Genomic DNA, 15131 nt, shown 5'->3' with positions numbered 1-15131 from the left:
GGTGCGACCAGTTTTACCTTTCATAGACATAGGAAAAGTCCTCCAGCCTGTTTAGGTTGAAGGACTTTTTTGATTGAGCTGCAAATAGGTTGAGACTCTATTCGTTTGATTTACTTCGGTTGGTTGCTGCCGACTTGTCTTTGGGATGTCCAGAAATATTGTCCACGATATCTCCAATCGCATCCTCAATCATGTCTGTCGGGCCAGGATTGTTGGGATCAGGATGAAGGACAGTATTGACACCTGGCTCAAGATCTTTGTTTTTCTTTTCTTTTTTAGGTTCACTCATACGTATATCCTCCTTAATCAATCAGGTCTAGGTGTTCCTTAACATCTCCAAACGTTGTAATGTATATGTAAACGATTAACCGCTGGAATGGGTTTGAAACGTTTTGGGTTGAAGGAGGTCGTTATGTGTTCAAAAAAATGGGTGTACTCCTGCTGCTCCTCGTTTTATGTATTTGGACGTATTGGAGAACGGGAGGAGAAGATCAGAATCCATATCTCATTACAGACTACAGTCGCCTACACCCGGTAAAAGTGGAACGCGTCGTGCAGGGTCATCAGGAACAGCAGCTTGTAGAGCTGCTGAAGGATGCAAGGGAGAATCATCTGACAGTCTCCATTGCAGGACAACGTCATAGTCAGGGCGGACATACCTATTACCGGGACGGCATCATTATTGATATGACTTCTTATAACCGTATACTGGACATTCAACCGGAAGCCAAAATGATAACCGTTCAGGCCGGAGCGACATGGGCGGATGTGCAGCGTGCAATCAATCCTTATGGCCTTTCGCTCAAAAATATGCAGTCTCAAAATATCTTTACGGTCGGAGGTTCAATTAGTGTGAATGCCCACGGGAGGGAGCTTCGTAACGGATCACTGATTCAGAGCGTGGAGTCCTTTCGTCTCCTGACTGCAGATGGGCAGATCCAGGAAGTGAGTCGTTCGTCCAATTCGGAATTATTTCCGTTGGTATTAGGCGGATATGGACTCTTTGGCCTGATTTTGGATGTGACGCTGACGTTGACGGACGATGAATTATATCAACTTAACGTAGACCGAATTCAGGCCGCAGCGTACCCAACGTATTTCCGTAAAAATGTACTTGTCGATCCGGACATGCGGATGCATCTGGCCCGCATCTCACTTCAGCCTGGTGAAGGGTATTTTAGCGATATGTATGCTCTTAATTATGCGATTGATACGGGAGCCTCGCTTCAAGATTATAATAAAATGTCTGTACGTGAACCTGGCGTGCTGCCTGCCAAGATTCTTTTCAACCTTAATCGCGGAACGGTTTGGGGCAGAGAGTGGTTTTGGCAATTGCAGCAGCGATATTTCGATTCACAGGACGGAACGAGGATCAGTAGGAATAATGCGATGGCTTCTCCATCTGCGTTTATGGAATATCATCAGCCCGGCACTAACGACTTGCTGCAGGAGTATTTTATCCCTATGGATGCTTTTCCTGCTTTCGTTAAGGAGATGGGGGAGATTATTTCCCAAGAGAAACTCGATCTGCTGAACATAACCGTTCGATATGTGCCACAAGACGATGAAGCCGTTCTATCCTATGCGACAGAGGACATGTTCGGTCTGGTATGCCTATTCCATGCCTCACTGTCGGACGAAGAACAGGGTAAGTTCAAGGCTAGTTTGCAGAAGATCATAGATTCAGTGATCCGCTTCAAAGGGACCTATTACCTGCCTTATGAGGCATATGCCACAGCAGATCAATTCGAACAGGCCTACGCTCACAAGGACGTTTTTTTTGCAGCGAAGGAACAGTACGATCCAGAGCATGTATTTATGAACTATTTTATGGAGCAATACGGAGGGGAACGGTAAATGAATATGAAGTGGTTGGTCCGTTCACAGAGCATGGTTACCCTTGCTTCGGGTATGATTTATCCTTATTATTTGTTGTTTCTTAAAAATCTCGGTAACAGCTTCTCCAAATATGGCCTTGCCTTTGCTGTTTTTACAATCAGTTCAGCGGCTGCATCACAGTGGCTCGCCCCTCGTCTGGACATGTATGCCAAACGGTGGCTCATGATGAGTTCGCTGGGCATGGCTGGTGCAATGATTGCTTTTCCGTGGATTACAAGCTACATATGGGTATTGCTGCTGCAGGTAATCATGGGGCTCTGCAATGCCATGCAGCGAATGAGTGAACGGGTGCTGCTTGCAGATTATACGGACCCAGGCAGACGGGGCAAGCCGGTTGGTAATTATCATTTCTGGACATCAGCTGCATCAGGATTTGCCGTGATTATCGGTGGACTGCTGATCGATTGGCTTACGATTGATGTTTTGTTTTATCTAAGTGCCTTGTTGTATGTTTGGGGAAGTATATCCATATGGCGCTCAAATGATGCAACAACCCGACAATAGATGAAGTGCAGAAATAGCCTGATTAAACTCCAGCGAGACGTTTATATTATAGATGACAAGCCAAATTATTACGCTCAAGGAGGAATTTAAAATGAATGAGAGTAATCATGTAATTCATAAAGATGGTCAAGTGGCAACGGAGAAGGTTGAGAATGCCATCGACAAAATTGCACCTGAGGAAAGAGAGCAGATTCTGCAAAACTTTGATGCATTCAAAGAGTATTTGGGTAAACGGATTGCTATGGGAGAATCCATTGGCCTGGGGGAAGAGCAGATGGCCAAAATTGCTGAGAAGGTAGCCGATTATCTGGCAGCCAAAGAAGAGCCGCGTAATCGTGAAGAGAAGCTGCTGCAGGAGCTATGGAATGTGGGTAAGGAAGAGGAGCGACATATGCTGGCTCATATGCTGGTCCGTCTTGCACAGCACACTCATTAATAGCAAGAGAACCTTGGATGCGAGGCATTCAAGGTTCTTTTTATTGTAACTATTTTTCATCTCGCTGATACTTTTAAATGATTGTAAACAAGTATGATGATTATAGTAAAAGTTGAAACGAATTTTCACATGACCGTTTGAAGCCAAACCCTTCCGGTTAAGGAAATAGTAACGTTCATATAAGGAGAGATGCTGCCTATGAAGAACGCGGCGAAACAATGGAAATTAAAAATACTTGGTACTGCTGCACTGCTGCTTGGTATCATTGGACTTACTACATATTTGCTTACACCAGCGAATGCCGAGGAAAGTGCCGGTTCCTCACAGGCTTCCGCAAAAGAAGCTCAGGCAGCCAATTCCGAGATGTATACAGCATATGTGGATGAGCTTCAGCAGGAGAATGGCAAACTCTATTTGATCGTGGACAGGATTGGTTGGTATCAGGGAGAAGAAGCGGATAAAGTGTTCGAGCAGCGCAACCCTGATTCGGGTATAGATGGAGCTCCGGATGGATACTATATTATCAACGACAGCAAGGAGCAGGACAAGATTGAAGTAAGCAGCAATGCCGAAGTGCTGATGCAGCTGTATGATCGCGACGGAACGGTTAAAGGAACAGAAATCCAGTGGAATGAATCTATTGCTCTCAGCAAATTTGAATCCTTGTACGACAACAAAAACATTGTGGATCTGTCCGTATTCCCATATCACCTTACTGTGCAGGATGGCAAGGTTACAAAAATCGTACAGCAATATATCCCATAACATTATGAGCTTAGTTAGCATTCCTCCTGTTCGTCAGAACGGTGAGGGATGCTTTTTTTTGATTATGACAAAATGTTAAAGAAGATTGTAATTCATTGTAGGTACATGTATCATTATTGGAATGGTGTTTTTACATAGTTCAGGAGGCTTCTCATGCTTAAAGACATGATTGCATTAACGAAGCCCAGACTTCTGCGGCTCAATGTATTTGCGGTTGCGGTAGGATTCTGGGTCGCTTCAAAATGGGATATCTCGTGGTTATCCCTGCTGCTTGTCATTATTGGATCTACTCTGGTTATCGCATCGGCATGTGTCATCAACAATTACTGGGATCGAGAACTCGATCAGAAGATGGAGCGGACCAAAAAACGCATCGAGTATATCAATCATCTTCGTCCCGCCTTTGTGCTATGGTACGGTATTATTCTGGGTGTTGCCGGTTTCGCCGTGTTATACATCTGGGTCAACCCGCTGTCAGGCTGGCTTTCCCTTCTTGGGTGGTTTGCCTATATCGTCATTTATACGATGTGGCTGAAGCGCAGCTCAACCTGGAGCACTTCCCTCGGCGGCATAGCTGGTGCGATGCCACCGGTAATTGGTTACTGCGCGGTGACCAATCAGATTGATATAGGGGCATGGTTGCTGTTTGCACTGTTATTTCTATGGCAGCCGCCACATTTCTGGTCGCTCGGGATTCGGCGGGTTGAGGAATATCGTGCAGCGGGGTTTCCGCTTTTGCCTGTTGTGAAAGGGATTAAACGGACCAAGTTTCAAATGGTCCCTTATGTGTTCCTGCTGCTCCCTGCTGTATTTCTGTTGTACTACTACGATTACGTTGGACTGGTTTTTCTGATCGTGTCACTGCTAAGCAGTGTGGTCTGGTTCATCCACACCCTTAGCGGGTTGAAGACGCAGGATGACGAGAAATGGGCCAAAATCAACTTTTTGATTTCGGTTAACTATCTAATGCTAATTTTTATCCTAATGGTTGTGAATACGACCTGGAGGTAACCCATCAAAACGAACGCCTTATGGAACAACGTGTGGACAAGCTGATTGTCTTCATTAAGGACCAGAGGTGTTTTTTTGTTATAATTAACAGATGTTAAGTGGATAATTTTAGGGAAAAAGGGTGCAGAGATATGAGTCAACTAGAGCAAGCAATACAGTTAAGACAGGAAGGCAAGACGCAGGAAGCGATCGAGTTATTGCATACCATCGCGGAGAAGGAACCGGGCAATGCGGACGTATGGTATCAATTGGCCTGGGCACATGATTCACTTGGATTGGAACGTCAAGCCGTTCCATATTATGAAACAGCGCTAAGCCAGGGATTAAAGGGGGAAGACAGAGCAGGAGCCATTCTGGGTCTCGGCAGTACATATCGGACCTTGGGTCAATATGAACAGGCTAAGAAATGGTTGGGAACGGGAATGGAAGAATTTCCGGAGCAGCGGGAATTTGAAGTCTTCTATGCCATGGTACTCTACAATACCGGGGAACATGCGGAAGCCATGAAACGGCTGCTGGTTCAGCTGGCGGATACATCGACGGATCAAGGCATACATGATTACAGCAGGGCAATCCGCTTTTATTCGGGTCAACTCGATCGCATCTGGGAGTAAAACATTTTTTAACTCAGCATTAATAAAGAGGGGATGATATCATGAGCTCCAATGAAGAACTGGAACAGATGAACGAAAGAATGGATCGGCTTGAGCAGAAGCTGGATCATTTGGCAGTTCATCATCAGGGAAACCGGCGTTCACCCGCTACGCGATTTCTGATTGGCTTTGCTGTTGTGTTGGCTTTCCTCTTTATACTCATGATATGCATCGGAGTTATACAATTTGTAAGTAATGCGAGTTAAGGGGAAGGGGAGGCACACTCCCCTATTCTGATTAAGGGGTATGAGCCAGCCATTCTTGTACAGCTTCAATAAAACGGCGGGTGGCTGGAGACAGATTGGCAAGAGAAGGGCAGGCTAGCCCAATGGTACGGTAAGGGTCGCCGCTGAGTGGTACAAGTGCCAATTCATTCGTATGCCCTTGTAATACCATCTCAGGCAGGAGACTGATCCCGAGTCCGTTTCGAACCATGGCCATGATGGCCTGATCTTCAGCAACTTCATAGACTACATTCAGCTTGGCGGCGTGCTGCCGAATCAAACGTTCAATCTCATTGTCACCACCCCAGCGGGGCAGGATAAAAGGCTGTTCCAGGAGCAATTCAAACGATACAGAAGTCTCATCCGCAAGTGGATGACCTAGGGGCAGGATGCACATCATCCTGTCTTTTTGCAATGGGATGGTCTCATAAGACATCGATTCGCCAAGGGATAAAAAGCCGAGATCAATAGCACCGCCAGCCAGCCAGGCTTCAATTTCAGCATAGTCACCCTCCCACAGTTTGATCTCTATACCCGGATGCCGCAAGCGGAATTGCTTCAGTATTCCAGGCAGCCATTGAGTCGAGACGCTGGCAAATGTTCCAATGCGTACTGTACCGACCTCAGCTCCGCGAATCAGTGATATTTCCTGGTTCATGAGCTCGTTCCAACGCAAAATTTCACGCGTATAACCAAGAATCCGTTCCCCTTCAGCGGTAACCTTTACACCTGTTCGGCCTCGATTCAACAATGTAAATCCACAATCCGACTCCAGACTGGCAATGGCATGACTGATGGCAGACTGAGTAATATTCAGGGCATCCGCAGCCTTGGTAAGGCTTCCGTAATCTACGACGGCATTCAGAATTTCATACTTGACCAATGACATAATTCAATCCGTTCCTTCCGGTGAGTAATGCATGAATTCATTTCATAAATACTATTATAAATATTCATTTTTATAATGGAAAGAGATCGTTTATACTTGCCAAGGCGAGTTGAATTTGTACGGACTCAACATAGAACAATACATAGAATGAAGGTTGAAGCAGAGTGGGTAGAGTCATTGGAAAACAAGTTAATGTTTCAAGAAGGGCAGATCTGCAGATGCTGCTCGCAACCGTTATTTGGGGTTCCTCCTATTTATTCATGAAGTCAGGTCTGGAGTCCATGCAAGAACTCAATTTGGTCGCATTTCGCTTCAGTATCGCTTTTATTGCCGCAGCGGTTATTTTCCACCGGAGACTGTTCCGAATGGATATGAAAACACTTGGGGCGGGTACCATTATGGGTACTGCATTATTTGCAGCTTTTGTACTGATTACTTATGGCGTACAGCGGACAACGACTTCGCAGGCAGGATTTCTGATTAGTTTGGCCGTAATCTTTGTGCCGATCCTAAGTACCATCTTACATAGACGCATGCCGGATACAAGGCTGATGATTAGCATTATTGTGGCTGTTGCCGGACTTGGTCTGCTCACACTCCAGCATGAGCTTAGCCTGCATACCGGTGATATCCTGTGTATTTTGGCTGCTTTAACGTATGCTATTTATATCATGATTGCTGGAAGGTATATTCCGAAACATGATCCCTTAACGCTTGGCACCATTCAGCTGGGGGTTGCAGCGCTCTGGGGAATCGGGTCCACATTCCTGTTCGAGAGTCCGCGGTTGCCGGATAGCCCGGAATCGTGGGTGGCTATTCTCGGACTCGGGGTACTGTGCAGTGGTATTGGATATATCCTCCAGACACTGGCTCAGCGTCATGCCTCGCCTACCCGGACCAGTCTCATTTTCTCTCTTGAACCGCTGTTTGCGGCAGCCTTTGCTTTTAGCTTCCAGGGAGAGACATTGACGCTGCAAGGATATACGGGAGCCGCATTGATGCTGCTGGGTGTATTAATCACAGAAATTAAAACATTGGACGTCAGGTTTTGGCGCAGGAAGCGGGGAACATTGCCTGCAGACCTAGGGGAGCAGGGAGCTTCCGGAATATAAAATGGGCATAAGACAAAAGAGTTCGAACATCTCTTTCTAGAAGAGTGGACGAACTCTTTTTTGGTATAAATTGCAATTTTGTTGACTAACAAAACAAACAAAATTATAACTTGTTTTGTTGGATTATGTTTTTTATGCTACACTAAATGTAAATTAAGGGAGAACGGGTGAGTGAGTAATATGGGCAAAAAAGTGACCATGCAGCAAATCGCCGATGCTGCGGGGGTGTCAAAATTCGCAGTCTCGCGTGCTTTGACGGGAAAACCAGGGGTGAGTGAACAAACCAGGGAAATGATTGTGAGAACCGCAGGTCAACTGGGGTATTTCAAAACAGAAACCAAGCGATATCCTGTTGAGCCACAGCCTGTACGCAGCAGCAAGCCAGTGCAGTCAGGCACGATTCTCATTTTGTTTCCCAATATTCGTTCCCAAAATCGCTCCTCACTGTACTGGGGGCCTGTATTTGACGGTATTTCTGCCCGCCTTAACGAACAGGGGATGGATATATTAACTTTAACCGAACCATCTTCGGACCGGATGTTCTCGGTACTTAATCCTGAAGCAATTAGCGGCATTATAACCGTGGGTTCCATCTCCACCCCTATACTGCTTGAGATCTATAGACTTCAAATTCCACTCGTGATGGTGGATCATGAAGACCCGGCCATTCACGGGGATACCGTATTTACGGATAATATCAAATGTATGAAAGAACTGGTGCTGATGCTCGTAAGCAAGGGGTACAGACGATTCCAGTTTGCCGGCCAGCTTCCTGATGCGGCAAGCTTTAGAGAGCGTTGGTTAGGATACCGAACGGTGCTTGAAGAAATGCAGCTACCAACAATGCAGCATGCTGACTTGCTGGGACCGGATCTCAAGCTCATTCAGAAGGCAATAACCGAAATGCCGTTAGAAGATATTCCAGAAGTCATCGTCTGTACCAATGATCATACGGCAGTAATCGTACTGCGTGCTTTACAGAGTCGAGGCATTGCGGTGCCAGAGCGCTGTGCGGTAACGGGGTTTGATAATACGAGTGTAGATGAGCCTATTCTGGCCACGGTTCATATTAATAAGGAGAACCTCGGCATTAGAGCAGTGGATCAATTATTATGGCGTATGGATCATCACCATGAGCCGTATGAACGCAAGTTGATCTATTCCGATTTGGTTGTCCGGGATGAGTACAACGCCATTCGTGAGCAAGATCAAGGTGAATAAATGCTAATCGGATAGAGAAAAAGACATGAACAATGAACCGTTCATGTCTTTTTTGTTTTCCTATTTTGTTATTTAAGAAAAACGGATTGACGTTAAGTAGGTTATCGTGTTAATTTTGTTTTGTAAGTTATTCTATAATTTAATAACAAAACCTAACAAATTGTTTCGCTTAAGACACTTCATCGATAAACGGAGGCTGTTATGAGTAAAATACAATCACAGATTTTTCAAAATTGGACGTTCAAGGCTTGTGAGGATCAAGAATGGTTGCCGGCTCAGGTGCCCGGCTGTGTGCATACGGATTTGCTGAAACTGGATAAGATTCCGGACCCGTTTTATGGAACCAACGAGAAAGAGATTCAGTGGATTGACAAGAAGGATTGGGAATACCGGACAGTGTTTGATATAAACGAGGATTTGTTGTCACAGGAACATTTGGAGATTGTGTTTGACGGTCTCGATACATATGCGGATGTATATGTGAATGACCAGCACGTATTATCCGCTGACAACATGTTCCGCGTGTGGAATGTGGATGTGAAGTCCATTGTGAAGGCCAGTGGTAACGTACTCCGAATTCGTTTTCGGTCACCGATCCAGGAAGATCTGCCCAAGCTTGAGAAGCTGGGTTATGCATTGCCCGCATCCAATGATCAGTCCGATGTCGGTGGACTTGGTGATAAACGGGTGAGTATTTTTGCCCGGAAAGCACCGTATCACTACGGTTGGGATTGGGGCCCCCGCTTCGTAACCAGTGGCATCTGGCGTGAAGCGCGTCTGGAAGGCTGGTCCGAAGTGAAAATCAATGATGTATTCATCCGGCAAAATGAAGTAACCGCTTCCGCTGCCTCGCTGACGGCCATCGTGGAGGTTGAAACGTTCAACCCGATTGAAACGATTATCCGTATTGGTACGGATGGTCAGACATGGGAACAGGCTGCTTCGCTGCAGGCAGGTGTGCAAACGATCGAAATTCCAGTTTCGATTAACGAACCGAAGCTATGGTGGAGCAGGGGACTGGGTGATCCGCATATGTACTCTTTTGTTACAGAAGTGCTCAAGGGAGAGCAGGTTGTGGCCGACTCGACGGTTAAGACAGGACTTCGATCTATTCGCCTGGTGCGGGACAAGGATGAAGCTGGAGCTTCTTTCTACTTTGAGTTGAACGGTGTTGCCGTGTTTGCAAAAGGTGCCAATCACATTCCAAATGACAGCTTTATTACGGAGATTACGGCAGAGCGTTATCGGCATGAGATTGTCTCAGCAGCCGAGTCCAACATGAACATGCTGCGGGTCTGGGGCGGCGGTATTTATGAAGAAGATGTGTTCTATGAATTATGCGATGAGTACGGCTTGTTGGTTTGGCAGGACTTTATGTTTGCATGCAGCATGTATCCGGGTGACGAAGCGTTCCTGAACAGTGTGAGACATGAGGCCATCGATAATGTGAAACGTTTGCGCAATCATCCAAGCATCGTACTGTGGTGCGGAAATAACGAAATCGACTCAGCTTGGGCTCATTACATTGAAGACGGTGGCTGGGGCTGGAAAAAGGATTATAATGCCGAACAGCGCGAGAAGATCTGGGCAGATTATGAAGCCATTTTCCATGAGCTTCTTCCGGAAGTGGTTGAAGCCTATGCGCCAGGTGTGGACTATTGGCCATCTTCGCCACTTGTATCACTGACGGGTGATGAGAAGCAGCATGCTAATCCATCGACGTCGGAAGGGGATATTCACTACTGGGGCGTGTGGCACAGCGTTGAACCATTTGAAAACTACAACGTTTACGTTGGCCGTTTTATGAGCGAATATGGATTCCAGTCGTTCCCGGAATACAAATCCGTTCGCAAATATGCGGAGGAAGAAGATCTGGCATTGGAATCCGAAGTGATGCTGGCACACCAGAAGAACGGTGCAGGTAACCGTCTGATCAAACAGTACATGGACATGTACATGCATGAACCGAAGGACTTCCCATCCTTCCTGTACATGAGTCAGGTGCTTCAGGCTGAAGCAATGAAAACTGCCATTGAGGCACATCGCCGTCGTAAACCGTACTGTATGGGAACACTCTACTGGCAGATGAATGATTGCTGGCCGGTCGCTTCCTGGGCAGGCATGGACTACTTCGGGAACTGGAAGGCCTTGCAGTATTATGCCAAACGCAGTTTCAGTGACGTACTGGTCTCGGTGGATGGAACGAAGGAAGACAGAACGGATGTTTACCTGATTTCGGATCAGCTGCAGCCGGTTGAGGGTCAATTGCAAGTGCAGCTCATAGGGTTCGATGGTACGGTATACAGGGAGGAAGAGCACGCAGTGAGTCTGGAGCCGAATTCCGGCAAACAGGTCCTGACCCTGAACAACGCCGACTGGCTCCAAGGCCACGATGCGGCAGCAACCCTGTTGCGATTGGAACTGAAGCAGAAGGGTCACGCAGACATTGTGCAGGAACACTATTTTGCACCATCGAAGGATCTAGGCTTGAAGCAAGCTGCGATCCAGGTGACTGAAGTGCAGGAGTCCGATGGTTCATATCTGGTTCTGGAGAGTGACACCCTGGCTAAACAGGTATGGATCTCTACAGAAGCTGAAGGCGTGTTCTCCGATAACTTCTTCGATCTCATTCCTGGCATTCCGGTGAAGGTCAAGTTCACGTCCAGAGAAGGATTACAGAATGCTGGTGCTACCTCGAAAGCTGGTGAGATTGAGGTTCGTTCGATGGCTGATTTTATTAAGCTGTAATCTTTGAAGCTGGTTAACTAAGAAACTCTTTAATTCAAAACCGTTGATTCTCCTTCTTAATTAGGGAGACAGCGGTTTTTTGTTAATTAGGCTTAAAAGACTTTATCTTCAAAGGATTATATAGATTCGTTTTTAAATGATATTCTGTAGAGTAATACATAAGGTAGGTTGTGTATGATCATATCAATGGGGAGAAATCCACATCAGTATTCTTGATCTTATTTTGAATCAGGACTCCGAATTTGTTATTATTTTCTATTTTTTCTATATAGTGAACATGTATAATGAACCTAAGTTTAAACCTTGATGCAATGTCCTTAAGGTTTTTTCTCATGTCGAGGGACATGTGTCGAAGTGGCAGTTCTATGTGACTAATGCTCGTGGAGATGTCATCGAGACCTCGGGATACATCCGAAAAAATCTTGAATGAGTACAAGTAGTGCCTAATGTCTTCCGTTATGGGATAGTCATCCTGATGATACTGTAATCTTATTCTTAAGAGGGATGGATTAATTTTATGAGAAATATATCTAGGGAAAAGTGCTTTGAATTAATATGCTCAGTACGTGATATTGTTGAAAAAGAGATAGATTTGCACCAGTATTTTGATGAAGATTCTTCAAACATTAATATGGAACTAAGCGAGATGGATTTCGAAGGTGTCAGTAATGGATATTTATCAGAAATAATCTATGCTGTTACAGGATATGAAGTTGAAGTTATTGGTGAGGTGGAAGAGTTGTTTCCATGCCCTTGTTGTGGTCTCAAAACCCTAACAGAACTCTATGATAAGAGTGCAGGAACAGGATATGATATTTGTCCCTCTTGCAAGTGGCAAGATGATGGGACTACGGATATCAATTCTTATCGTTCTATCAATAAAGGAAGTATAGTAGATTATCTTAATAAACTTCGATCAAATCCGAATCAGTACTATAAAAACAAATGGCTCAATGGGAAAGGGTATGATTATCACGAAGATGTTTCAAAATAACGGGTTACCCATAACCAATACATCTAAGATGGTAGACGGAGAAGATCCACAGAAACAGAATTCGAAAAAAATTAAAGAGATATTCTTTAATTACGTGAGGTAGTAAAATGGAAATTTTAAAATATGAAGAAATCGCCAGTGTTACTCTATTGGATCTAATGGTTTAAGGAAATTTTATACCATATGGACAGAGGAAGAGTCACGGTTCCGTGATCCGATAAGCTTTGCTCAAGCTGACATAGGATCTGGCTAACTGGATCATTGAGCTTAACACAGAGGCCAGCGAAGAGTGATTTCGACAACTAAACTAGTGTTTTCCCTTAAATGTTAAGGCCCGGATGCATTTAACTTGCACACCGGGCCTTTTCTTGTCAACACATTATTCGAGGGACGGGATGCTGCTTACTCAGTAATCTCTATAATTTCAATATCGTAAGCACCGAGTTCCAGGTGAGGGCCTTTGACTGTGCCGTCCAGTGCACTCGTATAGGTATCATTCAACTGGATGGAAACAGGCTCGGGGCTTAAGTTCAGAATAAAACGAAATGATCCATTTGGACCCGTCCGGGTGGTGAGCTGGACTCCGTCAGGTAGAGCTTCAATTCCGGCAAGCTGGCGCTTGTCGCCAATCGTTCGCAGTAGCTTGCGCAAATAGGCCTCTTCCGGCTGGGTGGCTATGTAATAGACCTCACCCTCACCCCACTGGTTCCGCGTAACGGCTGCACTCTCGGCATAGAATTGATCCGCATATACAGCAACAGGTTGTGCCGTATCGAGTTCAAGCACATCTGCCCACTGGGATGCGGCATATTCATTGCCCTGATCATCCCGAATCGTGATGGTGTCGCCGCCAACTGGGTCATATTCGGTCACTCTTACACCGGAACAAGCGGACAACAAGCCCGGAAGCGGGGCCATCACACATACATTATGGTCATCCTTAACGCCGGAACGATGTGTAAGGATCAGGGTTCCTCCTGCAGCTGCAAATGCCTGGAGTCGCTCTGCGGTTGCCTCGTCCAGGAGGTACAGATGAGGAGCAATAATAATTTTATATCCATCCAGTGGTGCTGAAGAGTGGATGACATCTGTACTGATCCCCAATTTGGTCAAGGCACGGTGCCATACTTTTATATTTTCGTAGTAATTCAATCCTTCAGCCTGAGGTTGAATATCCAGGGCGTATAATTGCTCATGCGAATGCAGGATGGCAACTTCATTGTCCAGCGTTGAACCTTGCAGACGCTCGCCGAGTCTGTTCACCTCCGTGCATAGCTGCTGGAATTCTTTAAACCGCCGGCCGGGCACATTACTGTGGTCTATAAGGCCATGCCAGAATTGTTCTGCTCCTACGGTAGCACTCCGCCAGCGGAAATGCACAACCGCATCTGCACCGCGGGCTATGGTCTGCCACGAGTAAGCACGCAGAAAACCCGGACGGGGTGCACGCCACATCGGAAACCAGCATCCTGGCGGTCCGCTTAGCTGTTCCATAATCCAGAAATTGCGGCGTTTGATGCCACGTGTCAGGTCCAGAGACAGTGCCCCACTGTATGGTGCCGTTTCGGTTTTGTTTGGTGATGGATTCGGATAATAATCAAAAGAAGCGAAATCGAGCTCTGCTGCAATCTTATATTGATCCGCCTTCTGCGGATAACTATGGAAATTATGCGTAATCGCATGGTCTGGACAATTACAGCGAATGATGTCTATCTGAATCTGCTGAAAGGCGACGATGGAATCCGACTGAAAACGGGAATAGTCCAGCAAGAAAGAAGGATTCTGAAACGTAGATCCCCCATAGGGCGGTGTAATCTGTTCCCAATCACTGTATTCACCGCTCCACACCACAGTACCCCAGTGTTGATTGACTTGATCCAGCGTAGAGTAACGCGCTTGAACCCATTCCCGAAAAACGTCCGCACAGGCGGGACACTGGCAATCCGTGAAGCTGAATTCATTGTCGGTTTGCCAGCCTACTACTCCGGGGTGCTTTGCATAACGTTCAGACAGTTTCTGCACGATGCGTGCACTGTATGTTCTCATGCTCGGACTGTTATAGCAGCGGTGGCCACGAACCCCTTCGTGGTATCGTTGACCATTTGGAAGGATAGGCAGAATATCCGGACATTTCTCAGTGAGCCAGCGTGGTGGTGTCATGGTGGGGGTTCCAATGATGATCTCTAATCCGTGACTGTGCAGGATATCCAGGGCCTGATCAAGCCATTTCCAATCGAACTGCCCATCTGCAGGCTCCATACGGCTCCACGCAAATTCACCCACACGCACAATGTGTACACCGCTTTCGGCCATCAAACGTGCATCCTGTTCCCATAACGTAGAGTCCCAATGCTCTGGATAATAATCGACGCCCATTTGAACGGGACGGTTGAATTCCATATGTATTAGCTCCTTTTACAATAAAAATGATTAACTGCACATGAAGCTGCTGTGCCTGTATCAGACAATAGTAAGCAGCATCATCTTGCATACGTAAGGTACTTCTAACTCATTGTATAATGGATGTTTTCAGCGGAGTATAACAACATGTTGTGATGATTAGCATGATCTTGTCATTTTCATAAGTGTCTCGAGATGTAACGTCTTGTACGCTTGGATTGCGCATCAATACTTTCCATATTGCCATGCATAATTTCCCTTTAATAACAAACAAT

General features: G+C 45.9%; 14 protein-coding genes. 11 read left to right on the top strand and 3 right to left on the bottom strand.

Features of this window, described 5'->3' with window-relative positions:
* Positions 1–97: 97 nt before the first annotated feature.
* Positions 98–289: a hypothetical protein gene (locus ABIC22_RS27500; protein ID WP_354485267.1), complete on the bottom strand. Its 192-nt coding sequence runs from the start codon at positions 287–289 to the stop codon at positions 98–100.
* A 125-nt stretch (positions 290–414) separates the two neighbouring features.
* Between ABIC22_RS27500 and ABIC22_RS27495 the strand changes: the two genes are divergently transcribed.
* The 7 genes from ABIC22_RS27495 (at position 415) to ABIC22_RS27465 (ending at position 5474) form a co-directional block, all read left to right on the top strand.
* Entirely contained in the window at positions 415–1857 is a 1443-nt protein-coding gene (locus ABIC22_RS27495; RefSeq protein ID WP_354485265.1) for an FAD-binding oxidoreductase, read from the top strand.
* A complete protein-coding gene (locus ABIC22_RS27490; protein WP_154893512.1) occupies positions 1858–2403 on the top strand; it encodes an MFS transporter in 546 nt (181 codons plus the stop codon).
* 91 nt (positions 2404–2494) lie between these two features.
* Positions 2495–2839 (top strand): DUF3243 domain-containing protein, encoded by a 345-nt coding sequence (locus ABIC22_RS27485; RefSeq protein ID WP_095287616.1) that lies wholly within the window; start codon positions 2495–2497, stop codon positions 2837–2839.
* Between the two features lie 198 nt (positions 2840–3037).
* Positions 3038–3604 (top strand): hypothetical protein, encoded by a 567-nt coding sequence (locus ABIC22_RS27480; protein WP_127536159.1) that lies wholly within the window; start codon positions 3038–3040, stop codon positions 3602–3604.
* A gap of 153 nt (positions 3605–3757) precedes the next feature.
* Positions 3758–4615 (top strand): heme o synthase, encoded by an 858-nt coding sequence (gene cyoE, locus ABIC22_RS27475; RefSeq protein ID WP_354485263.1) that lies wholly within the window; start codon positions 3758–3760, stop codon positions 4613–4615.
* 131 nt (positions 4616–4746) lie between these two features.
* Positions 4747–5229 carry a tetratricopeptide repeat protein gene (locus tag ABIC22_RS27470; RefSeq protein ID WP_354485261.1) on the top strand — a complete coding sequence of 161 codons (483 nt, stop codon included), beginning with the start codon at positions 4747–4749 and terminating at the stop codon, positions 5227–5229.
* A gap of 41 nt (positions 5230–5270) precedes the next feature.
* Positions 5271–5474 carry an OadG family protein gene (locus ABIC22_RS27465; RefSeq protein WP_354485259.1) on the top strand — a complete coding sequence of 68 codons (204 nt, stop codon included), beginning with the start codon at positions 5271–5273 and terminating at the stop codon, positions 5472–5474.
* A gap of 31 nt (positions 5475–5505) precedes the next feature.
* Here ABIC22_RS27465 and ABIC22_RS27460 read toward each other — a convergent pair whose 3' ends face one another.
* Positions 5506–6381, bottom strand: coding sequence for a LysR family transcriptional regulator (locus tag ABIC22_RS27460; protein ID WP_354485257.1), 876 nt, complete (start codon positions 6379–6381; stop codon positions 5506–5508).
* Between the two features lie 164 nt (positions 6382–6545).
* On the opposite strand from ABIC22_RS27460, the gene ABIC22_RS27455 reads away from it, so the two are divergent.
* The 4 genes from ABIC22_RS27455 to ABIC22_RS27440 all read left to right on the top strand — a co-directional run bounded on the left by ABIC22_RS27455 (position 6546) and on the right by ABIC22_RS27440 (position 12456).
* Complete coding sequence (locus tag ABIC22_RS27455) at positions 6546–7493, top strand: DMT family transporter (RefSeq protein ID WP_246058073.1); 948 nt, start codon at positions 6546–6548, stop codon at positions 7491–7493.
* Positions 7494–7673: 180 nt separating this feature from the next.
* On the top strand, positions 7674–8714 hold the full coding sequence (locus ABIC22_RS27450; RefSeq protein ID WP_354486125.1) for a LacI family DNA-binding transcriptional regulator: 1041 nt from the start codon (positions 7674–7676) through the stop codon (positions 8712–8714).
* Positions 8715–8915: 201 nt separating this feature from the next.
* A complete protein-coding gene (locus tag ABIC22_RS27445; protein ID WP_354485255.1) occupies positions 8916–11462 on the top strand; it encodes a beta-mannosidase in 2547 nt (848 codons plus the stop codon).
* A 517-nt stretch (positions 11463–11979) separates the two neighbouring features.
* Positions 11980–12456 carry a CPCC family cysteine-rich protein gene (locus tag ABIC22_RS27440; RefSeq protein ID WP_354485253.1) on the top strand — a complete coding sequence of 159 codons (477 nt, stop codon included), beginning with the start codon at positions 11980–11982 and terminating at the stop codon, positions 12454–12456.
* 402 nt (positions 12457–12858) lie between these two features.
* On the opposite strand, the gene ABIC22_RS27435 is transcribed toward ABIC22_RS27440, so the two are convergent.
* A complete protein-coding gene (locus ABIC22_RS27435; RefSeq protein WP_354485251.1) occupies positions 12859–14856 on the bottom strand; it encodes a beta-galactosidase in 1998 nt (665 codons plus the stop codon).
* Positions 14857–15131: the final 275 nt, after the last annotated feature.

The organism is Paenibacillus sp. PvP094 (assembly GCF_040546835.1).
Taxonomy (GTDB): domain Bacteria; phylum Bacillota; class Bacilli; order Paenibacillales; family Paenibacillaceae; genus Paenibacillus; species Paenibacillus illinoisensis.
The sequence above is the reverse complement of the archived record's forward strand: the minus strand, read 5'-3'. Positions and strand labels throughout refer to the sequence as shown.